The sequence below is a fragment of the Acidobacteriota bacterium genome (genome assembly GCA_016715115.1).
Taxonomy (GTDB): Bacteria; Acidobacteriota; Blastocatellia; order Pyrinomonadales; family Pyrinomonadaceae; genus JAFDVJ01.
The window spans coordinates 468,080-490,655 of the sequence record JADKBM010000011.1; the positions used below are offsets into that span (position 1 = coordinate 468,080).

Consider the following 22,576-nt stretch of genomic DNA (forward strand, 5'->3'; position numbering starts at 1 on the left):
AACCACAATGAAAAAGCTGTTTCTGAGTCTCGTGTTTGTTTCGATGTGTTTCGGTTTGGCCCGCGCCCAAGACCTCGGTTCCGAGCGTCGCCAACTGATGCCCGTGCCGGCGAATGTCGTTTGGAAGCCAGGAAAAATGCGGCTTGCGAAGAACTTCAGCGTCGCGCTTGCCGGAAGGATCGACGATCGTTTGAGGAGTTACGTTTCGCGTGCGATGCGGCGTCTCGAAGGACGAACTCTTTTCGAGTTTCCGAGAGATCTCGTGAACGACGCATCGAACGCGGGTTTGCTCGTTTCGGCGGCATCGACCGGAAGCCCGGTCCCGAAACTGGGCGACGATGAATCGTATCGGCTGGAGATCGGTGAAACGCAGGCGAAGCTCTCGGCAGCGACGACCGTCGGCGCGATGCGCGGTCTTGAGACCCTGTTGCAACTCCTCGAAGGCGACAAAGACGGTTTCTATTTTCCGGCCGTTACGATCGAGGACAAACCGCGCTTTCCCTGGCGCGGACTGATGATCGATTCGGCGCGCCATTTTCAGCCGATGGAAGTGATCAAACGAAATCTTGATGCGATGGCCGCGGTCAAGATGAACGTCTTCCACTGGCATCTCACCGAAGATCAAGGATTTCGCGTTGAAAGCAAGAAGTTTCCGGAGCTCCACCAGATGGGCTCGGACGGCGACTTTTACACGCAAAACGAGATCCGGGAGATCATTCGATATGCGGCCGACCGCGGGATCCGTGTGATGCCGGAGTTTGATATGCCGGGGCACGCGACTGCGTGGCTCGTCAGTCACCCCGAGATCGGCAGCGCTCCCGGCCCCTTCAAGATCGAGCGCCAACCGGGAATTTTCGACCCGACGATGGATCCGACGAACGAGGCGACTTACAAGCTCCTGGAAGTATTCTTTGCCGAAATGTCGGCGCTCTTCCCGGACGCGTATATGCACATCGGCGGCGACGAGAACGAGGGCAAACAATGGAACGCCAACCCGAAGATCCAGGCGTTTATGAAGAAGAACGGCATCAAGGATAACCATCAGCTTCAGACTTATTTCAACAAACGCCTGCTTAAATTCCTCGAGAAAAACGGCAAAATAATGATGGGCTGGGACGAGATCTTTCAGCCCGACCTGCCGAAGAACGTCGTCATCCATTCGTGGCGCGGCCAAAAAGCGCTCGCCGACGCGGCGCGCCAGGGATTCACCGGCGTGCTGTCGAACGGCTATTACATCGACCTTATGTATCCGGCGTCGAATCACTACGTCGTCGATCCGATCCCCGCCGATACGACGCTTACTGCCGAAGAGCAAAAGCGGATCCTCGGCGGCGAGGCGACGATGTGGAGCGAATGGGTCTCGCCGGAAACGATCGATTCTCGGATCTGGCCCCGGACGGCGGCGATCGCCGAACGATTCTGGTCACCGCGCGAGGTAAATCAGGTTGACGATATGTACCGCCGGCTCGAGAGAGTAAGCGTGCTCTTCGAAGAACTCGGAATGACGCATATCAAGAATCGGGAAGTGCTGTTGCGCCGATTGGCGAACAATCAGGGAATCGGCGCCCTGCGCAGATTGACGGAGTTGGTCGAACCGGTGAAGCAATATCGCCGATACCAGGTCCGTCCGCAGTCGATGCTTTCTCCGCTGACGGGACTGATCGATGTCGCCCAGGCCGACGCCGAAGGCGCTCGACGGTTCAATGAAGATGTGCGAAAGGCCCTCGCGGGCGGTGGTTTCGGGGACCTGAGATTGACATTCGGAATTTGGATCGCCGACGCGGAAACGCTCGTGCGGCAGATCGAGAAGGCGCCGGCTCTCGCCGAAGCCAAACCACTCGTGGGTGATCTTGAAAGACTCGGCACGATCGGGCTTGAGGCCCTGCGGCATCTCGATTCCGGTAAAGGCTCGGACCCTGTTCGGCGCGCGGCGCAGACAAAGAGCCTCGACGAGATCGCCGTCCAAAAGGGGGGCGTCGAGTTTCAAATCATCGAGTCGATGAAAGCGCTGATAAACGCGACCGCCGGAAAGTAGGTTTTGCGGTAAGGAGTCGGGCACAACTGAGAATGACTGAAAGCGTGATTGCCGGCATCGACATCGCGATAGACAAGGTTCAGATCCTGGCGGCGTCTCTCGGTAGCGAAAGCGGAGTCTGCGGCGCGTTGATCCTCGCGCGGCGCGCGCTCGAGGAATCGAACCGTTAAACAGGGTTTCGGGACAATGTAAAATGGCTGGAGACAAACCTACAAGACGCGAATTTTTGGGAACAGGACTCGCCGCCGCACTTATGCTGACCGGCAACGGCCGGGCGCAAACGAAAGGGAAATCACGAACAATGCTTCTGTATGTCGGTACCTACACTTCCAAAACCAAAAGCGAAGGAATCTATGTGTTCAGATTCGACGCCGCGACGGGGAATCTGCAACGGCTACATATTGCGAAGGATGTCGCCGATCCGTCGTATCTGACGGTCTCGAATGACCGGAAACATCTATTCGCCGTCAATGAACTTGTCGAATATGACGGGCAGAAGAGCGGAGCCGTGAGCGCGTTCGCGATCGATCCGGAAACCGGCGATCTGACATTTCTCAACAAACAACCGAGCCTCGGCGGCGCGCCGTGTTTTATCACGACGAGCAATGATCGGAAATTCGCGCTGGTCGCGAATTATGTTGGCGGGAACATTTCGGTTTTTCCGATCGAAAAGGACGGACGACTCGGCGCGTCGGTCGCCCTTGCCCGACATTCGGGTTCGGGTCCGAGAAAGGATCGGCAGGCAGCGGCGCACGCCCATTCCATCAATCTGGATCCGGCCAATCGATACGCTTTCGCCGCCGATCTCGGCATCGACCGGTTGATGATCTACGCCTTCGACTCGCAGACCGGCCAGTTGAAGCCGAACGATAATCAGGCATACTTTCAATGCAAGCCGGGCGCCGGACCGCGGCATTTTACGTTTCATCCGAACGGAAGGCTGGCGTTTCTCATCAACGAACTCGATCTTTCGATCACATCGCTCTCCTACGACGCAGAGCGCGGAACGCTCAAAGAGATCCAAACCGTGCCGACATTGCCGGCAAACGCGTCGACCGCCGGCGCTTCCTGTGCCGACATACACGTTTCGCCCGACGGAAAGTTTTTATACGGCTCGAACCGCGGCCATAACAGCATCGTCGCCTACCGGGTCTACCAAACGACCGGAAAGTTGGAGTATCTCGGACACGCAACGGCCGGGATCAAGAAACCACGGAACTTCGCGATCGTGCCCGACGGCCGGTTCCTTCTCGTCGCCAATCAGGAGTCGGATTCGATCGTCGTCTTTCGACGCGATCTGAAGACGGGGAAATTGACTTCGACCGGCATTTCAACGTCGGTTCCGGCGCCGGTTTGTCTGAAGTTCATACAGGCGACGGTGTGACCGGCCGGGTGGCCGCGGCATTTTGTGAAACCAGTAAAGCCATATGAGTAAGAGATTTGTGGGCGTCCTATTTCTTTTCGTGCTTTTTACCGGGCTGTTCGCCGATTCGTCGGCGCAGGGCCAGGTGCGATACCGAAAACTGGCTTTCAAGGACGAATTCAACGGCGCGGCGAATTCGGCGATCGACACGACCAAATGGACAGCCGAGGTCGGCGGCGGCGGCTGGGGCAATCAGGAACTCGAGTATTATACGAATTCGACCGACAACGCTTATATCGACGGCGCCGGATCGCTCGTCATCAAAGCCGTCAAACTGAATCAGCCGCTGAGTTTGACCTGTTGGTACGGCCCGTGTCACTACACTTCGGCGCGCCTCATAACCAAGGGCAAATTCGAACAAAAGTACGGAAAGATCGAGGCGCGGATCAAGGTTCCACGCGGTAAGGGAATGTGGCCCGCGTTCTGGATGTTGGGCAACAACATCGACACCGCTGGCTGGCCGAACTGCGGCGAGATCGACATTTTGGAGAACATCGGTCGCGAGCCGACGATCGTCCACCGCACCGTTCACGGTCCGGGTTATTCCGGAGGAAACGGCATTGGCGCTCCGTACAGTCTCCCGAACAATGCCGCGTTCGCCGACGATTTCCACGTTTATTCGACCGAATGGAGCCAAAACAAGATCAGTTTCTACGTCGACGGGGTCCATTTCAAAACGATCACGCCGGCCGACCTCCCGCAGGGCGCGACGTGGGCCTTCGATCGTCCGTTCTTTATGATCCTGAACTTTGCGGTCGGCGGCCAATGGCCCGGAAGCCCGGATAACACGTCGGTTTTCCCGCAGACGATGATGGTCGATTACGTTCGGGTTTATAAACGTTAACACGGTCTGAGGTGGCGGTTTTTATGATAAGAAGAGCGTTCATTCTGGTTTTTGTCCTGAACTTGTTTTCGATTGCCGGTATCAGTCAGAGTTCGATTCCGCCGACTGAAACGGAGATCAACGCCGGATGGGAATTTCGTCAAGCCGGAACAGTCGAATGGATGAATGCGACCGTTCCCGGATGCGTTCATACGGATCTGTTGGCTAACCGGAAGATCGATGATCCGTTTTATCGCGACAACGAAAAGAACCTCCAATGGATCGGGAAGACCGATTGGGAATACCGCACGAACATCAACGTAACGGCGGCATCGCTCGGGCGTCAAAATCTCGATTTGGTCTTCTACGGTCTCGACACTTACGCCGAGGTCTATCTCAACGAAGTTCCGATCCTGAGTGCCGACAATATGTTCCGCACGTGGCGGGTGCCGGTCAAAGACAAGCTCCGCGTCGGATCAAATACGCTCAGGATCAAATTCAGATCGCCGATCAATGAGATCCTGCCGATAATGAAAAAACTCGACTACGAGCTGCCGGCATCGAATGATCAGGGCGAGAAAACGTCGCCCTACACACGCAAGGCGCCTTATCAGTTCGGATGGGACTGGGGACCGAGATTCGTCACGAGCGGAGTATGGAGGCCGGTAAAACTGCATGTTTGGGACGCCGCACGTGTCGAGGACTTTTATATTCGGCAGGATCGCGTTTCCACCGAAAGGGCTGACTTGACTGCCGTCCTCGAGATCGCCGCGTCAAGTGCCGTCGAAATCAAAATCGTCGTCAATGCTGGAAACGAAAATCAGTCCGTTGTGGTGGTTAAGCTGGCGCCCGGCGTCAAAAAGTACGAATTGCCTCTGAAGATCGCGAACCCGCGACTCTGGTACCCGGCGGGGCTCGGCGAGCAGGCTCTTTACGACTTCAAAGTCCGGCTCGTTAACGTCGCGAGCAAGTCGATCGATCAAAGATCACGTCGTACCGGACTTCGAACGCTCGAACTTCGCCGAAAGCCGGATCAATACGGCATCAGCTTCGAATTCATCGTCAACGGCATCCCGGTTTTCGGCCGCGGCGCGAACTGGATCCCGGCGGACATTTTTCCGACGCGAGTCACCAAAGAAAAATACAGGGAACTGCTGACGTCGCTCAGGGACGCCAATATGAATATGCTCCGCGTCTGGGGCGGCGGGATCTACGAAGACGATTACTATTACGATCTGGCGGACGAGATGGGAATTCTCGTGTGGCAGGATTTTATGTTTGCGTGTTCGATGTATCCCGGCGACAAGGCGTTTCTCGAGAACGTTCGGCAGGAAGCAATCGACAACGTCAAGCGGCTCAGAAATCACCCGTCGATCGTCATCTGGGCGGGCAACAACGAGATCGAAACGGCCTGGCTCCACTGGGGCTGGAAAGAACGCCTGCCGAATCATCTCTGGGATGATTATCTGAAACTCTTTGCGCGGCTTCTGCCTGAAGTTCTCGATGAGTACGACCCGTCGCGGCCGTACTGGCAGAGCAGCCCGAGCTCCAACTTTCAGGACGATCCTGATTCACAGCGAATCGGGGACGTTCATTACTGGCAGGTCTGGCATGCCGAAAAGCCCTACAAGGAGTATGAGAAACAGTTCCCGCGGTTTATGAGCGAGTACGGCTTCCAGTCGTTTCCGGAACTCGAGACCGTCAAGACCTACACGACCGAAGCTGACCGTGCCAGCATCGAAACTCCGGTGATGCTCGCGCATCAGCGTCATCCGCGCGGGAATCAACTGATCCGCGAATACATGCTCCGCGAATACGATCAGCCTAAGGATTTCGAGTCGTTTCTGTATGTCAGCCAGGTTCTGCAGGCCGAAGGGATCAAGATCGGCGCCGAGCATTTCCGCCGGATAATGCCGCGCAATATGGGATCGCTCTACTGGCAGGCCAACGATGTCTGGCCGGTCGCGTCCTGGTCGGGGATGGATTATTTCGGACGCTGGAAAGCTCTGATGTATTACACCAAACGCTTTTACGCGCCGATGCTGATCTCGCCGACGGTCGACGATGCAGGCAACGTCAACGTGACGGTTGTTTCCGACTCTCCGCATCCGAAACAGGCGCGGATGACGCTGACCCTGATGGACTTTGCCGGGAAAGCGCTCAATTCAAAGGCAATCGACATCAACATCGAGCCGCTCAAGGGGAGATCATACTTCACGCAGGCGGCCGCCGATTTCCTGAACGGAGCCGACGACAAGAACTCGTTCTTGCTGGCCGAACTCGAAATTGACGGCCGAACGGTTTCGCAGAACGAGTATTTCTTCAAGCCGTTCAAGGAATTGAACATTCTCCGCCCGAACATCGCGACGACCGTTACCAAGTCGGCCGACGGATTCAGGATAGTGCTCGCGACCGACAAACTGGCGAGATCCGTTTATCTTTCGGGCGTTGGCGACGGCGCCTTTTCGGACAATTATTTCAATCTGATACCGGGCAGAACCGTCGAGATCGAGTTCCGGACAAAGCAGAAGATCGGCATCGAAGAGTTTCGCGGAAAACTCAAGGAGCGCTCGCTGATCGACGCATTCAAATAGAACCGCCGGGAAACGACATATGATTAATACTTACTCGCGAAAACGTTTTGTCGCTGTTCTTGGGCTGGCATTTTGTCTCGTTTTCAATTCGGTCGGCATCAATGCGGATCCCGCTTCGGCCACTTCGCCGCTGCCGTTTCAGAATCCGAAGCTTTCGATCGAAGAACGCGTCCGCGATCTGCTCGGGCGGATGACGCTCGATGAAAAGGTCGCGCAAATGATGTGCGTCTGGATGGAAAAGCCGAACGACAACAGCCGTGTCCCGAAGGATCAGATGCCTTTCGGCGGTGTTTTCTCACCCGAACTCGCGAAGCAGAAGATGCCGAACGGTATCGGCCAGTTTGCACGGCAGCGCGAAATGCTGAGTCCAAGAGAGTCGGCCGAATATGCGAACGCTGTCCAGAAATGGCTCAAGGACAATACGCGTTTGGGTATTCCGGCCGTTTTTCACGACGAGATCCTGCACGGCAATATGTCGGCGGGTTCGACCGTCTTTCCGGTTCCGCTTTCGCTGTCGTCAAGTTGGGATCCCGATCTCATCACGCGGGTTTTCGCCGTCGCGGCGCGGCAAACGAGATATCGCGGTTCGCACCACGTTCTCGGGCCGAATATGGATCTCGCGCTCGATCCGCGCTGGGGCCGTACCGAGGAGACTTACGGCGAGGATCCGTATCTGACGTCCCGGATGATTGTCGCGCTCGTCAGATCGATCCAGGGCAACGCCACCTATGCGAACCCCCTGATCGACGGGGCGCACGTCATCGCCACCGGAAAGCATTTCGCCGGGCACGGTCAACCGGAGAACGGGACGAACATCGGGCCGGTCAACCTGTCCGAGAGGCTGCTTCGCGAAACACATTTCGTGCCGTTCGAAGCGGCCGTCAAAGAGGCAAGCCTCTTCAGCATTATGCCCGCTTACCACGAGATCGACGGCGTTCCGGTACACGCCAACAAATGGATGCTCGATTCGGTGCTCCGCAAGGAATGGCGATTCGAGGGTACGGTCGTTTTCCGACTACGCAATGACGGGACTCGAAGCGCGTCATAAAGTAGCGGCAAATCCGGAAGACGCGGCGAAACAGGCGCTCGAGCCGGACTGGACGGCGGACGCCCGGGCCGGGGGGGAAATGGCGCGCGGCCCCCCGGGCGCGGGCAGGGGCCCGAGGGCCGGGCCGCCCGCGGGGGGGCGGGCCCCCCCCCAGGGCCGGCCCGGCCGCGCGCGGAGGGGGGCCCGGGGGCCGGGCGGGGGGCGCGCCGGCCGCGCGCGCGCCCGGGCCGGGGGCGGGGGGGCGAGCCGGCCGCCCGGCGCCGGCGGCCGCCGAGAAGGAGCACAGCGGCGCCCCCGGGGACGGGGGGCAGAAAAACCGGGCCGGCGCCGGAACAGGCGGCGGGCGGGCGGCCGCCGGGGGCCACCGGCCCCAGCCGCGCGCCCCGCCGCCCCCCAGGGGGGCCGGAAAAGCGGCCGCGCCCGCGCCGCCGGCGCCCCCCGGGGAGGGGGAGGCACGAAAGAGAAGGGGGGAAGGGGGGCGGCCAAACCCCCCGGACGCGGGGGGGGGGGAAAAGAAGCCCCGGGGGGGGGGGCGCGGGGGGGGGAAGGGGGGCGAGGGGCGCCGGCGGGGGGGGAAAAAGAAAAGAAGGGGGGGGGGGGGGGCCGGCGCCGGGGGCGGGGCCCGCCGGCCCGGCCCGCGCCGGCGCCGGAGGGGCCGGGGGCGGGCGGCCGCCGGAAAACGGGGCCCGCCGGGCCCCGGCGGCCCGGCCACGGGCGCGAACCCGGCCGGCCCCGGGGGGGGGGCCCGCGGGGGGCGGAAGGGGGGCCCGGCCCGGCGGGAAGAGGGGGGGGGCGGGGGCCGGCCGGGGGGGGGCCCCCCGCCGGGGGGGGGGGGGGCGGGGCGGGGGGGGCCAATGGTCGGCCCGAGTTCGGTCGATCTGACGTCGCAGACGCTTAAGGTTGGCGGCAACTAGCGATATGAAATTCCTTGGAATCGACATCGGAACGGGCGGTTCGCGCGCCGTCGTGATCGACGAGAGCGGCGCGGTCGTGGCGTCGGCGACGTCCGTGCACGAAGATTTCGCGTCGCCCGAGATCGGTTGGGCCGAACAGCATCCAGGGGACTGGTGGCGCGCGGCGTGCGAAGCGATCGGCGGAGTTCTCGATACCGTGAGCGCCGACGACATCGCGTCGGTCGGGCTCTCGGGACAAATGCACGGCTCGGTCTTGCTCGACGAGTCGGACGAGGTGATCCGTCCGGCGCTCCTTTGGTGCGATCAGCGAACGGGAAAACAGTGCGCGGAGATCACGCGGGCGATCGGCAAAGAGAGATTGATCGATCTTGTTTCGAATCCGGCGATCACCGGGTTCACGTTGCCGAAACTGCTCTGGGTTCGCGAGAACGAACCCGAAAACTGGCGCCGTACGCGTGCGGTTCTGCTTCCCAAGGATTACGTCCGGCTTCGGCTTTCGGGAGTGAAAGCAAGTGATGTCGCGGATTCGTCCGGGACTTTGCTTTTCGACGTCCGGAATCGAAAATGGTCCACCGAGATGTTCCCGGCGTTCGATCTGGATGTAGGCTTGATGCCGAAAGCGTTTGAGTCGATCGAGATCACGGGCGAGGTTTCGTTCCGCGGCGCCGCCGAAACGGGTTTGAGAGCCGGAACAACCATCGTCGCCGGGGCGGGCGACAATGCCGCCGGCGCGATCGGGATGGGTATCGCGGAGAACGGCCGCATATCGGCGACGATCGGGACGTCCGGTGTCGTCTTTCCCGCGACTGACGCTCCGCGGCTTGACCCGAAAGGCCGGATTCATACGCTCTGCCACGCCGTGCCGCAACGCTGGCACAACACCGGCGTCACTCTCGCCGCCGGATTGTCCTTAAAGTGGTTTCGGGAGAATTTCGGCGACGGACGAAGTTATGACGAACTCGTCGCAGACGCCGAACGGGTTCCAAGCGGATCCGACGGAGCGATCTGGCTGCCTTATCTGATGGGCGAACGCGCGCCGCATCTCGATCCGAACGCACGCGCCGCGTTTGTCGGAATCACGGCGCGCCACACCAAGGCTCATCTTGTGCGGGCGGTTCTCGAAGGCGTCGCTTTCTCGCTGCGTGATTCGCTTGAGATCTTCGCCGGGGTCGGGGTTGAGGCGTCCACGATCCGGATCGGCGGCGGCGGTGCCCGGTCGCGTCTCTGGCGTCAGATCCAGGCCGATGTTTACGGCAGCCCGGTCGAGGTCATCGACAGCGACGAAGGCGCTGCGCTCGGAGCGGCGATCCTCGCGGGCGTCGGTGTCGGCGCTTGGCCAACCGTGGAAGGGGCGTGCGAGAATGCGATTCGCGTCGTCGAAACCATCGAGCCCGATCCCGAATCGTCGCGGCGCTTGGATCAGAATTACGAAGCTTACAGATCGCTTTATTCGGGTCTTCGTCAGGCGACGGAGATCATCACGGAAATTCGGAGCACAAATGACTAAATACGAACCTAAACCTGAACATAAATTTACCTTTGGACTTTGGACTGTCGGCAATCGCGGCGGCGACCCGTTCGGCGATCGCGTCCGCGGCAAACTCTCGCCGGTGGAGATCGTCAATCTGCTCGGCGAAGTCGGCGCTTACGGCGTCAATTTCCACGACAACGACCTTGTTCCGATTGACGCAATTCCGGCGGAGCGCGACCGGATCGTCAGCAATTTCAAGAAAGCGTGCGATGCGAACGATATCAAAGTTCCGATGGCGACGGTCAATCTGACGTTCGATCCGGTCTTTCGCGACGGCGGATTCACAGCCAACGACGCGCGCGTCCGTGCCTACTCGGTCCAGAAAACGATGCGGGCGATGGATCTCGGCGCCGAATTCGGGGTGAAGATCTTCGTCGTCTGGACGGGACGCGACGGCGTCGAGACAGACGCGTGCCGGCGCGCGGACGAGGCGATCAAGCGATACCGCGAAGCCTTGAATTATCTTTGCGAATACAACATTTCCCAGGGCTACGGCTATAAATTCGCACTTGAGGCGAAGCCGAACGAACCGCGTGCGGACATTTATTTTCCGACGACGGGCTCGTATCTCGCACTGATCGAGACGCTCGATCACAAGGAAATGGTCGGCGTTAATCCGGAGGTTGCGCACGAGCAGATGCCCGGGCTGAATATGATGCACGCCGTCGCGCAGGCCTGGGAAGCAGGGAAACTGTTTCACATCGACCTCAACGATCAGGTTCCGGGCCGTTACGATCAGGATCTTCGCTTCGGCTCGGCGAATCCGAAGTCCGCGTTTTGGCTGGTCAAGTTCCTCGAGGACGTCGGCTACGAGGGAATGCGTCATTTCGACGCGCACGCCTATCGGACCGAAGACTACGAGGGCGTCAAGGATTTTGCGCGCGGCTGCATCCGGACTTACCTGATCCTGAAAGAAAAAGCGGAACGATGGAACAACAACGCGGAGATCAAGTCGATCCTCGCCGAGATCGAAGCGACGAACGCCGGAGGCCAGGTCGGCAGATTCAGCGCCGATGGTTCAGCGAAGCTGCTGGCCGAGACGTTCGATCGAAAAGCGCTTTCGGCAAAGGGCTTGAAGTACGAACGATTGGACCAGCTGACGATGGATGTTCTTTTGGGCGTAGACTAGCCAAATGCAGAAAGGCGTACGACGTAAGCCTACCGAATCTGCGCGTTCGCTCGCGTCCGAAATGCGATTCGCGCAAAGTGACCTGAAGAAATCTTCGTGTGAACTTTGTGGCCCTCCGTGGATAAACCTGATAACGATTCTTCTACGCGGAATCCGAGATAAATGCCCACTCCGCGAATCTTGAGCAAGAATCCGAAAATCCGTATAATTGGGCGTCGGCTCGAACCATAACGAATGCCTATGGCAAGACGAATTAACTTAACCAGCATTAATGTCGCCAGGTCGAATACGATACGCGACATCAATCGTCAGATCATCCTCAACTACATTCGCGAGAACGGTTCGGTCTCGCGAGCGGATATCGCCGCGATCACCGAGTTGCAGCGGTCAACCGTCTCTCTGATTGTCGATGAACTCCTCAAAGCCGACTTGATCGAAGAAACCGAAGGCGAGTCTTCGGGAGGGCGGCCGCCGCAACTTCTCTCGTTGAAAACGTTCAAGCCGGTCGCGATCGGCATCGACCTCGGCCGTAAGATCACGACGATCGGCACCAGCGATCTCAGCGGCCGCCTACTTGAGACGCGCGCGTTTCCGACCGATCTCGATGAAGACCGGATGATCGAACGCATCATCGAGAACACCAAGTATTTCATTCAACAGGGCGGCGGCGCGATCGAGGCGATCGGCATCGCCGTCCCGGGACTCGTCGAATCCTGGCACGGCAGCGTCATTAACGTTCCGCATCTTGAATGGCATTATCCGACGATTGCCGAACGTATCCGCGAAGCCACCGGTTTGCCCGTCTTGGTCGAGAACGACACGAACGCCGCGGCGCTTGCGGAACTTTGGCTCGGACGTCCCGAGATCAGCAACGTGCGCGATTTTGCGGTGGTTTTGATCCATCGCGGTATCGGTACCGGAATCGTCATCGATGGCCAGATCTATCGCGGCCGAGGCGGCGTCGCCGGCGAGTTCGGGCATATGACGATCGGCAGCAACGCGCCCGTCGCGTGCGCCGCGGGTCGTTACGAATGCTGGGAGGCATTCGCGTCGGAACGTTCGGCGCTTGCACGATACGAGAAACTGCAGGGATGCGTCAACGGCGACGCCAAGATCATCTTCGAGCAGCTTGTCGGCCTGGCGCTGGCCGGAAACGAGAACGCGGTCAAGGCTTTGAAGGAAACGGCGCACTATATCGGCGTCGGAATCTCGAATCTCGTTCAGGGATTGTCGCCCGAAGTGACGATCGTCATCGGCACGATCGTCAGGGCCTGGTCGCTTATCTCCGACGATATCCAGAGAGGAGCCGAGGGCGGAATGTGCCAGGGATACCCGTCGGTCAACATCATCCCTTCGACGCTCGGCACCTACCCAACCCTGATGGGCGCGATCAGCCTGGTCCTCGCCAACAAATTCGGATCGTTTCACATCAACTAAATGCAGAACCCAGCACGGAGTAAGGGGTTACGGTCGTGAGAATGCAGAAACCCGCATGAAGTAAGGCGGTACGGCCGCAGAGCGGTCGGCGCGCTTGGGCACGGTTCGCACGTAGCCCGCGCCGAAACGGACCATCTCGGCGTATGCCCACGGCCCGCAACCGCTCTGCGGCCGTACCCCCATACTCCGTGCTGGGTTCCGCATTGCGAGCAAGAAAAAAGGCAAACCGCTTGGGGCTCACCTTTTCTGGTTAACTGAAAATTTTGGTACACCCGGCAGGATTCGAACCTGCGACCCTCTGGTTCGAAGCCAGATACTCTATCCAGCTGAGCTACAGGTGCACACGGGTTTGATTTTAGTCGGTTGGGGAGGCGAATGCAATTCCAGATTCCAAATTCGAGATTCCAGATTCGAGATTCCAGATTCGAGATTCCAGATTCGAGATTCCAGATTCGAGATTCCAGATTCGAGATTCCAGATTCGAGATTCCAGATTCCAGATTCCAGATTCCAGATTCCAAATTCGAGATTCCAGATATTCCAGATTCCAAATTCCGGATTCCAAATTCGAGATTCCAGATTTAAGATCGAACTCGAATTCCAAAATCCAAAATCCCAAGTCCCAAATCCCAAATCCCAAGTCCCAAATCCCAAGTCCCAAATCCCAAGTCCCAAGTCCCAAATCCCAAGTCCCAAATCCCAAATCCCAAATCCCAAATCCCAAATCCCAAATCCCAAATCCCAAATCCCAAGTCCCAAATCCCAAATCCCAAATCGAAAGCCCCTCTATTTCTTCTGGATCTCTTTGCGGATCAGCTTGACGAGATCCTTGATCTCCTGTTCTGATATCTTGCCTTTGAAGGCCGGCATTCCTTCTTCCTTGTCGCCGTTGTTGATGATGTCGATAAAATCGTTGTCGGGCTCGTTCTTCATCTTCTCGGACGTCAGATCGGGGACCTTGATCTTAACGCCGTCGACGTCTTTTTCGCCGCCGGTGCCGTTTTCTTTATGACATCCGACGCACTTTTCGGAAAAGATCTTTTTGGCGGCGGCGAGTTCATCCGGGGTCGGCACCGCCGCGGTCGGGGATGCGCTGGGGGCGGTGTTCTTCGCCGTGTTGGTCGTCGAAGTCGTCGAGTTGTTCGCCGTGTTGCCGCACGCGGCAACAAGAATCGCAAACGCCACGGTTACAAACAGAAGTTTCGCAAATTTCATCATAATTTCTCCAAAGTTAGTTCAAAGTTTCAAAGAGTTTAGCCCAGCGAGGGCGAGAACGCAAAATCCGGTGGCCGCTGTTTGTTTGTTTTTGCGGGCCGAAAATTATACGATACGGACAACTCATAAAATCATGAACAAAGCTGGGGAAATAATCTCAATTAGTCCGAAGTGCGCGATCCCGAATGGCGAAATCGTCATCGACTGCGCTGATTTTCAAATCGACGAGGCCGGCGACCGCGCCGTCTATTTCGACGATATTGCCGGGAGAATTCTGGCGGCATCGTCGCGCCGTTTGATCGTCTCCGTACCCGAGGGGCTGACGTCGACGGACGTTTCCGTCCGCCTCGAGTCAGGCGGCGACCGGAGCGCCCCGGTTTCGATGACTGTCGGGACGAAACTGGTTGACGAGATGCATATCGTCGCCAATCCGGCGGTCGACCCGAAGGACGACGCGTTGATCGTGACACGGTCGGGTTCACGAGGGCAGCAACTTCCGGTGACGTTGTTCAGGCTCGATTCCGACGGGTTCATATCCGATATGGCCGCCGACGTTTTGAACCCGACGTCCGTCGCGTTTGACGCCAAAGGAGATATGTTCGTCACGAACCGCGCCGATGGGGAAGTCTGCCGTGTGGTTCGCGATGAAGAGATCGTCACGTTTTCGACCGGACTTGGAACCGCAACCGGACTCGCGTTCGATCAGGCCGGAACGATGTACGTCGGCGACCGCGCCGGAACCATCTATCGCGTCTCCGATTTCGGAAATCCGGAGGTCTTCGCGACGCTCGAATCATCCGTCGCGGCATATCATATGGCTTTCGGAATCGACGGGCGGCTATATGTCACGGCACCGGGCCTGTCGAGTTTCGACGCGGTTTACGCGGTCGAGTCAAGCGGTTTCGAAACCAAGTATTTCCGGGGACTCGGACGTCCGCAAGGCCTGGCCTTCGATGAGCACGGCGATCTCTACGTCGCGGCGTGCCTCGGCGGTAGGCGCGGGATCGTCAAGATCACCGAAGCCGGCGAATCCGCAGAGGTCTTTGTTGCCGGCAACAACGTCGTCGGACTTTGCTTTACAAGGAAAGGCGAAATGCTGGTCGCTACAAATCTAGCGGTTTACAGACTGCCGGTCGGCATTAGGGGAACGCTTTTGAAAGCGGAAAAGTGAAAAAGGGGAAAAGCAAAGGGAAAAAAGAAGCAGGCGGCGCTTGATGCGCGGCCTGCTTACTTTTTTGATTGACGCTTTCCAATCGGTCGAAACCTACAAGTTCTCCCGGAATTACTGATCCGGGGTCGGGGTCGGGATCGGGGTAGGTTCGGTTCGCTTCTTCAGTTGCGGCGGGCCTTCCTGTTTGTCGGGGTTGTCGCCGGGCGTCGTCGTCGACGGCGAGTCCTGGTCGGGCTGACGGCGTTTAAGTGTCGGCTTGTTGACCTCGGTGTCGTCAACATCGACGTTGACCCCCGCCTTGATGTTCGAAAGCCTCATCAGATGGGCCTTGACGCGCTGAAATTCGGACGTGCTGATTATGTATTCTTCTTTTTCCGGGAACCGTCCGAGCAGCAATAGGCTGGCGTCACGCCGCTCGACCGACTGCGGGTGCGTCGAAAACAGCTTCGAAAGCGCGTTCTGCTTTTTGCGGTTCTGCGAAGCGAGTTTTTCGAACATCGATGCCATTGCCTGCGGATCATAGCCCGCGGCATAAAGATACTGGACGCCGAGTTTGTCAGCCTCTTCTTCCGCCCCGCGACTGAATTTGAAGAACGCGAGCGCCTGCGCGATTCCGGCCGTGTTCTGAAGGATCGAACCGGCGATGCCGCCCGTAAAGATGATGCCGGCGAGGATTCCGTAGCCGATGAATTGGCCTTTGCCGGCGTTCTCCATCGCGTGACGCGCGGCGACATGCGCGATCTCGTGCGCCATCACGCCGGCTAATTCCGATTCATTGTCCGCCGCGAGGATCAAACCCTTGTTGACGAAAAAGAACCCGCCGGGAAGCGCGAACGCGTTGACTTCGTCGCTGTCGATGACCTTGATCGTGAACGGGATCTTCGCATCCGAATGAAGGACGATGTTTTGCCCGACGCGATTGACGTATTCGGTCACCATGTCGTCTTCGATCATCTTCGCGGATTGTTCGACTTCAAGCGCGAGCTGCCGTCCGATCTGCACTTCCTTTTCCTGCGATCCGCCGAGCCAACCCCAAAACTTGTCCCCGCCGCCGTTGATATTGCGTTTTCCGATCATTTCCGGATTCTCGTTCGTCGAGAGCGGCTTTTTCCCGTCGGTCTGCGGCGTCGGCGTCGGCTTCTTTTCTTTCTTGCCGTCCTTGGACGTTTTGTCATCCGTGGTTTGGGCGTTGACCGTCAACGGCACAAACGCGGTCGCGCTCATCAAGAACGCGATCAGCAGAAAAAACGCTCCAAGCTTCCGGGTCAATGTTGTTTGCATATTCCTTGCTCCTTGATCTTTGGCAGATTACGAATTCTAACGTTTTCGTCGGTCTGAAATCAATGCCTCTTTGATGCACGTGCGACTGCGGAAGTTGGCAAATGCGGTGCCTGATCAGAAAAAAATCAATGAATGATTGTTAAAACTGTTTGTTAAAACCAAAAAAACTGCTAGAGTATTAATGCCGAACTCTTTTTCGGCCCCGCTTTTGCTATACCCATTCCGCGCCAACCGTCAGAATCAGATGAAACGGATCAATGAAAAGGTCAAGGATTTAGTCGAGGTCAGAAACTTCAGAAGCTTGCAGGATTTCTTCAAGGACCCGGCCGAAACCCTGACTGCCTATCAGTTTACCGACACGACCGCCGATATGATGTCGAAGTGGCTCGACCGCGTATCGGACGTCCAGCCCGAAGGCGGGCATTCACTCGCGCTTGCGGGCTATCGCGGCGTCGGCAAGAGTCATTTTCTGGCAACTCTCGGAGCGATCCTCGGCCAACCCGAACTGCGTTCACGCATTTCGAACCACCACGTTTCGGCGAGCACGCAAAGGCTCAAGCGCCGCCGCTATCCGGTGACTTTCGTCAAGCGCGGAACTGCCGCGACGCTGCTTGACGAACTGCGCGCAGCGATCGCGGCGACGTTCTCGGTTCCGGCCAACGAGGTTTCACAGGATCTTTTCGAACTCCTATCGATGGCCGCCGAAAAGTCGGTTGAAATGCCGTTCATCCTGATCATCGACACCGCTCTCGAGCGCTCGGCACGCGTTGCGCGGAATGATGGCGAGATACTCGGTTCGATCGCCACACATTGCAAGAATCTCAACATCTTCGTCGGCGTCGCGCTCGACGACGACATCGCCGGCGCCGATGGCGTCAATCTCGCGATCTCGAGGTCGTTCGCCATCGACTATCTCGACCAGGAGCACCTTTACCGGATCGTCGATACGCACGTTTTTCCGAAGACCCGGCAGACGCAGTCGTTGATCCACGATATCTACGGTTACTTCCGCGAGGTGCTGCCCCATTTTCGCTGGAGCGAACAACGCTTCAGCGCGCTCTATCCGCTTCATCCGATCATTCTCGAAGTCTCGCCGTACATCAGATTCTACGCGCCGGAATTCGCGCTTCTCGGATTCGCCTCCGAAGCCGGAAACCGTGTCCTCGGCCGTCCCGCCAATTCGCTGATCGCCCTCGACGAAGTATTCGATTGCGCCGAGTCCGATCTGCGCAAGGTCGATGACCTGAACGACGCGTTCGCCGCGTACGACAAACTGAATGCGGAGGTCGTAGCGCACATTCCGGTGATGCAGCGACTGCAGGCGAAATTGATCTTGAAAGGCCTGCTGCTGCTGTCGCTCGACGGAAACGGCACGACGGCGGGTGAGATCAGCGCGGCGATGCTTATCTTTGACGAATCGAATCCGCTCTCAAGTTCAAAAGCCGTTGAAGATCTGCTCGAGAAATTCGTTTCGGTGCTTCCGGAGCGGATCCAAAGAAAGGCCGACGACGGACGCGAGGTCCGTTACAGCCTCAAGGTCAGCGTCACCGACGATCTCAACAACGCGCTGGCCGACGCCGTGGCGACAATCGCGACCGACGTGGTTCCGCAGATCCTCCGCAAAGTCGCGCGCGAAAGTTTCTCGGACTGGACATTCAACGAGGATCCGGGACTCAAGACGGTGAACTGGACCGATGCCCAGATCGCCTGGCGCGGAGGCTTGCGCCGCGGTCGGATCTGCTGGAACATCGACCATCCCGGGGCGGCAGCCGACGCACTGCCGTTGAACTCGGAATTCATCGACTGGATCGTTTTCATTACCGCCGAGAATTCGCCGATCCCGGCCGTGGCATCCGGCAAATCGATTCCCGAAGTTTACTGGCAGCACGCGCCGTTGCGTCCGGACGAGATCGAGACGATCCAACGGTATTTCGTTCTTCTTAACGACCGGGCGTTGCGAGAATCTTACGGAGACCAACTCCGAACCGTCGGTCATTCGCATAGCCACGCGGTTGAGAAGATCTGGAAACGTATCTTCCTTGAGGATGGCAAGCTTGTAATTCAAGGGCTGGACTACAATTTCACGGAGACGGCGCGAAACGCCGGAGCGCTGACGGAGATCTTCTCGGAAATGCTCGAACCGCTGTTCGAACTGGAGTTTCCGGCGCATCCGCGTTTCACCCAAACGCTCGGGATGACCGAGGTCTCATCGCTGGTTCACGATCTTTTCAGCGGCGCCCGTCAGAATCTGCCGGAGGTTCAGCACCTTGCCGAAGTATTCGCTTACCCGCTCGGATTGGTGACCGAGCGCGGATCGCAGTTCGTTCCGGAGACGGAGGACGCGATTCTCGGATTGCCGCTCGCGAGGCAAGTGCTGGAACTCGTCGAAGACGCCGGAAACGAAACGGTTCTGCTGAGATCGATCTACGAAACGCTCAAACGCCCGCCCATCGGACTTGTGCGCGAGGCGCAGCATCTGGTTCTGGCCGCGCTCGTCGCCAACCGCAAGATCGAATTCGTAACGACCAAAGGCGACCGCATCAACCGGCGTTCGCTCGATCTGAGGATCATCTGGGACGACATCGAGGGTATCGCCAAGCCGTCCGGGGTCGCGTACACATCCGAACGACTGACAAAATGGGCGAAACTCGTCACGACCAACGATCGGATTCGCTCGATCGAGGATCAGGCAGATCGAGCCGTCGCCGTCGATGCGCTCAAGGTCTGGCTCGCCGACTGGCAGTCGGCAAGGTTGCTCGACCGTTTCGAAGAACTTCCCGACGAGATCCTTAACACGCGAATCTGGCGGCTTTCGGTCCTCGCGGAGAAGAGTTTCGGCTCGGTCGCACGGTCGGTTACGGCGGTCATTGAAGGCTCGATCACGCTTGACGACGGACTTCAGCGAACCGCCGATGCGTTTACCGATTCCGAGGAAGAGTTCTTCGCACGGACTCAGGATCTGGTGGTTCTTGAGGATTTTATCAGCGGCACGAAACGCCGCGAGGAGATCTGGTCCTATGTGGCAGTTTGCGAAACCACCGAGGATGAAAAGATCGAATTCTTCCGTGAAAAGCTACTGGCGGTGATCGGTGAAACGATCAACAATCCGAACCAACTCGTGAACCGCGAAATGGAAAACTTTTGGCAGTCGTTTCACACCCGGTACTCCGAACATTTCGCGAGCAAGCACGATATGGTGATGAAATCGCATCATCTTCAGGAACGGTTCGACGAGATAATGCGCGGCGACGATTGGTGGGAATTCGAGAACCTTTCAAAACTCCCCGTGTTCCCGAATCATTACTGGCGTCAGGCGCAGGAGATTTGCCGGCAGTTTCGCGAACTCGATTGCCGTTTCAGCGTCCGCGATATGCTCAAGACGCATCCGTTTTGCGCCTGTTCGTTCAATCTCGCGCAGATTCGCGAGTGGGAGCGACTTCCGCAAAAACTGGAGGAGACTATCGCCGGAGCGCGTGCGAGTTTCCGGAAGATATTGCTGCTGCTACGCGAGAACATCGTTCAATTGATCTCGCATTTCGCCAAAAAAGACTTTGACGGCGAATACGCGATCGCCGCGGACAGGCTCTTGAAGGTTTTTGCCGCCGGCCAGGAGATTCCGCCCTTGAACAATGCCGAACTGATAATTCTTCAGAAGGTTTTCGAAAAGATCCCGACAACGCTGCTCTACAGATCCTCATTCCCGGCAACGAGCGACTATGTCAGCCGCGACGAACTGGCCGAGATCACACGCAATTGGCTCAACGAGATTCCGGATCTGCCGGCGCTGGTCAAGATCTGACGCGCGCGAAGGCAAACAGTTTGGCGTAAACCGCGAAGATTGCTAGAATCATCGCAGACAATGGCCGACCACCCCTACACCGTGCGCCCGTTCAAGGAATCGGATCTCTCCGAGTGGCTTCGTCTGCGGCGGAATCTCTGGGACGAATTGTCGGAGGAGGATCACAAGAGCGAAATGCTCGAGATTTACGAGCACTCCGATTCGCAGTTCGTCGTCGTCTGCGAGGTAGATGACGGACGTCTCGGGGGATTTCTCGAAGCGAGCATCAGACCGTTTGTCGAAGACTGCGAAACCGATCATGTCGGGTATCTCGAGGGTTGGTTTGTCGAGCCGGAGCATCGCTTGAGCGGCGTCGGGCGAGAACTTGTCAGCGCCGCCGAAAGCTGGGCGCGCGGGAAGGGTTGCACCGAAATGGCGTCCGATTCCGAGGTCGGCAACGATCTCAGTCTGCAAGCGCATCTGAAACTCGGCTACGAAGTCACTTCCCAACTGGTCCATCTTCGAAAGGAACTCGACTGACGATGAAAAAGCGACGAAACCCAAACTCGGGAATTGCATTTGTCTTTGGGATCATTTGTGCGTTTCTGATCTTGTGTCCGGTGGTTTTGGGGCAATCCGGAAATCAGAGTTTTCCGACTCCGCTGAGGGCCAATGAAGTCAGCGGATCGATTCCGGCGCGTGACATCGGGGATGCGCGTTTGACGACGCATTTTTATGCATTCAACGGAAATCAGGGCGATATCTTCATCAATGTCGTGACGAAGAACTTCGACGGCGACATCGATGTCTTTACGGCCGATACTCTCAAGCCGCTGACGAAGATCGTCGTTTATTCGGACGCTTCGGACAACGAAACGGGCCGCGTGATCTATCTGCGCCAATCACAGAAACTGATTCTGCGAGTCGAAGGACGGACGCCGAATGACGAACCGGCGACATATCGCTTGAAGTTTGCCGGAAGTTTCGCGCCGTCGAACGACATCGCCTTGACCGACGACCCGAAGGATCCCGAAGTTAAGTCGAAGAGCGATTCCGACGTCACCGTGAATTCGGTCGGGACGATCGTCGCCGTCAGGCCAAAGCCGACGCCGAAACCGGTCGAGCGCAAGATCGAAAAGCCGTCCAAGAAAGCGGACGATCAATCCGCAAAGACCGATGTCAGGCCACAGGAAACGGAAACGAAATCTCCGGCCGAAGCCAAGACCGAGAAACTCCCCGACGCCGAACCGTCCGCGAAGCCTGAAGTTGTCGTCACCGATAAGTTGCCGAAGGAAGCGTCGCCAAAGACGACGGCGACCGTCAAACCCAAAACGCCGCGGACAAAGACTCCGGCCAAGGTCGTTCCAAAAGCGGTTGAGACTCCCAAAGAACCGAATCCGCTTGAGAGCATTCGCCTGATCGTTCTCTTTAAGGACGGCGCCCGGATCGAGCGCCCGATGAGCGATGTTGTGAAGGTGAGCGTCGACAAGGGAATTCTGACGATCATCCACAAAGACGGCTCGATCGGCCGATATTCGATCCTCGACGTCGCCAAGATGACGATCGAATGACGACTCAAGTCTCACCCGGTTTCGAGGCGACGCGGGATTTGGTACCTGCCGACCGGCTGAAAATCAACACCGAAAACGCTCGGTTGCGTCGCTCAATTGGAAACCGGGAAATGGAAGTGCGTCTGAACTTAGCGTGGCTTTGCGGTTACAGAACATAACGCTGCCATTCAAGGCGTCCCTTGCTGCCGAAGTTGATCAAAAGACCGACCCGGAGTTTTGTTGCCTTGAGATAGTTGATGATTTGGGCGGTCTCAATCGACGTCAGTTGTGAAAGCGCTTTGATTTCGACGATGATCTTGTCATCGCAGACAAAGTCCGGGATGTATTCTTTCTCGAGAAGCTGATTTTTGTAAAACAGTTCGAGCTTCCGTTTTGGGTCAAAATCGATTGAGCGAGAGGCGAGTTCGAGTTGAAGCGATTCCTGATAAACAGGTTCGAGAAATCCGTTTCCAAGTTCGCGGTGAACCTCGATCGCGGCGCCGACGATCGCATATACCTCTTCGCGATAGAGAAGTTTATCCATTTTGTGAGTCTCCTGATTGTAAGAATTTGCTCCGCTGTTTGAGGTTGGAGCCTAGTTTATCCACGAAGATACACGAAGTTCACACGAAAAGGAAGACCAAAAAC

Annotated in this window: 17 protein-coding genes and 1 tRNA gene; 14 read left to right on the forward strand and 4 right to left on the reverse strand. The window is 57.7% G+C overall.

The window, feature by feature from the left end; translation table 11 throughout:
• The first annotated feature begins 7 nt into the window (after positions 1-7).
• The 9 genes from IPN69_10785 to IPN69_10825 all read left to right on the forward strand — a co-directional run bounded on the left by IPN69_10785 (position 8) and on the right by IPN69_10825 (position 12,934).
• A complete protein-coding gene (locus IPN69_10785) occupies positions 8-2,035 on the forward strand; it encodes a family 20 glycosylhydrolase (GenBank protein MBK8811200.1) in 2,028 nt (675 codons plus the stop codon).
• 32 nt (positions 2,036-2,067) lie between these two features.
• A complete protein-coding gene (locus IPN69_10790) occupies positions 2,068-2,205 on the forward strand; it encodes a hypothetical protein (protein MBK8811201.1) in 138 nt (45 codons plus the stop codon).
• Between the two features lie 23 nt (positions 2,206-2,228).
• The gene (locus tag IPN69_10795) at positions 2,229-3,419 is read left to right on the forward strand and encodes a lactonase family protein (protein ID MBK8811202.1); all 1,191 of its coding nucleotides are present in this window, start codon (positions 2,229-2,231) and stop codon (positions 3,417-3,419) included.
• A 43-nt stretch (positions 3,420-3,462) separates the two neighbouring features.
• Positions 3,463-4,302, forward strand: a complete 840-nt coding sequence (locus tag IPN69_10800; protein MBK8811203.1) for a glycoside hydrolase family 16 protein — start codon at positions 3,463-3,465, stop codon at positions 4,300-4,302.
• A 23-nt stretch (positions 4,303-4,325) separates the two neighbouring features.
• Positions 4,326-6,875 carry a glycoside hydrolase family 2 protein gene (locus tag IPN69_10805; GenBank protein MBK8811204.1) on the forward strand — a complete coding sequence of 850 codons (2,550 nt, stop codon included), beginning with the start codon at positions 4,326-4,328 and terminating at the stop codon, positions 6,873-6,875.
• Between the two features lie 19 nt (positions 6,876-6,894).
• Positions 6,895-7,923, forward strand: a complete 1,029-nt coding sequence (locus tag IPN69_10810) for a glycoside hydrolase family 3 protein (protein MBK8811205.1) — start codon at positions 6,895-6,897, stop codon at positions 7,921-7,923.
• A gap of 918 nt (positions 7,924-8,841) precedes the next feature.
• On the forward strand, positions 8,842-10,344 hold the full coding sequence (gene xylB / locus IPN69_10815; protein MBK8811206.1) for a xylulokinase: 1,503 nt from the start codon (positions 8,842-8,844) through the stop codon (positions 10,342-10,344).
• Positions 10,337-11,497, forward strand: a complete 1,161-nt coding sequence (locus tag IPN69_10820) for a xylose isomerase (protein ID MBK8811207.1) — start codon at positions 10,337-10,339, stop codon at positions 11,495-11,497. Before xylB ends, IPN69_10820 begins: the two co-directional genes overlap by 8 nt.
• A gap of 240 nt (positions 11,498-11,737) precedes the next feature.
• The gene (locus IPN69_10825; GenBank protein MBK8811208.1) at positions 11,738-12,934 is read left to right on the forward strand and encodes an ROK family transcriptional regulator; all 1,197 of its coding nucleotides are present in this window, start codon (positions 11,738-11,740) and stop codon (positions 12,932-12,934) included.
• 264 nt (positions 12,935-13,198) lie between these two features.
• Here the strand turns inward: IPN69_10825 and IPN69_10830 are convergent.
• A tRNA-Arg gene (locus IPN69_10830) sits at positions 13,199-13,275 on the reverse strand.
• 8 nt (positions 13,276-13,283) lie between these two features.
• Here IPN69_10830 and IPN69_10835 point away from each other — a divergent pair.
• Entirely contained in the window at positions 13,284-13,754 is a 471-nt protein-coding gene (locus tag IPN69_10835; protein MBK8811209.1) for a hypothetical protein, read from the forward strand.
• Here IPN69_10835 and IPN69_10840 read toward each other — a convergent pair.
• Positions 13,720-14,148, reverse strand: coding sequence for a cytochrome c (locus IPN69_10840; GenBank protein MBK8811210.1), 429 nt, complete (start codon positions 14,146-14,148; stop codon positions 13,720-13,722). The genes IPN69_10835 and IPN69_10840 overlap by 35 nt on opposite strands.
• Positions 14,149-14,281: 133 nt before the next feature.
• Between IPN69_10840 and IPN69_10845 the strand changes: the two genes are divergently transcribed.
• Positions 14,282-15,319, forward strand: a complete 1,038-nt coding sequence (locus tag IPN69_10845) for a gluconolaconase (protein MBK8811211.1) — start codon at positions 14,282-14,284, stop codon at positions 15,317-15,319.
• A 111-nt stretch (positions 15,320-15,430) separates the two neighbouring features.
• Here the strand turns inward: IPN69_10845 and IPN69_10850 are convergent, their stop codons facing one another.
• Positions 15,431-16,600: a M48 family metalloprotease gene (locus IPN69_10850; GenBank protein MBK8811212.1), complete on the reverse strand. Its 1,170-nt coding sequence runs from the start codon at positions 16,598-16,600 to the stop codon at positions 15,431-15,433.
• Between the two features lie 244 nt (positions 16,601-16,844).
• Between IPN69_10850 and IPN69_10855 the strand changes: the two genes are divergently transcribed.
• The 3 genes from IPN69_10855 to IPN69_10865 are packed head-to-tail and all read left to right on the forward strand — an operon-like array spanning position 16,845 to position 21,949.
• Positions 16,845-20,399, forward strand: a complete 3,555-nt coding sequence (locus tag IPN69_10855) for a hypothetical protein (protein MBK8811213.1) — start codon at positions 16,845-16,847, stop codon at positions 20,397-20,399.
• 60 nt (positions 20,400-20,459) lie between these two features.
• On the forward strand, positions 20,460-20,918 hold the full coding sequence (locus tag IPN69_10860) for a GNAT family N-acetyltransferase (GenBank protein ID MBK8811214.1): 459 nt from the start codon (positions 20,460-20,462) through the stop codon (positions 20,916-20,918).
• A 2-nt stretch (positions 20,919-20,920) separates the two neighbouring features.
• The gene (locus IPN69_10865; GenBank protein MBK8811215.1) at positions 20,921-21,949 is read left to right on the forward strand and encodes a hypothetical protein; all 1,029 of its coding nucleotides are present in this window, start codon (positions 20,921-20,923) and stop codon (positions 21,947-21,949) included.
• A 145-nt stretch (positions 21,950-22,094) separates the two neighbouring features.
• On the opposite strand, the gene IPN69_10870 is transcribed toward IPN69_10865, so the two are convergent.
• Positions 22,095-22,472, reverse strand: coding sequence for a GxxExxY protein (locus IPN69_10870; GenBank protein MBK8811216.1), 378 nt, complete (start codon positions 22,470-22,472; stop codon positions 22,095-22,097).
• Positions 22,473-22,576 lie beyond the last annotated feature (104 nt).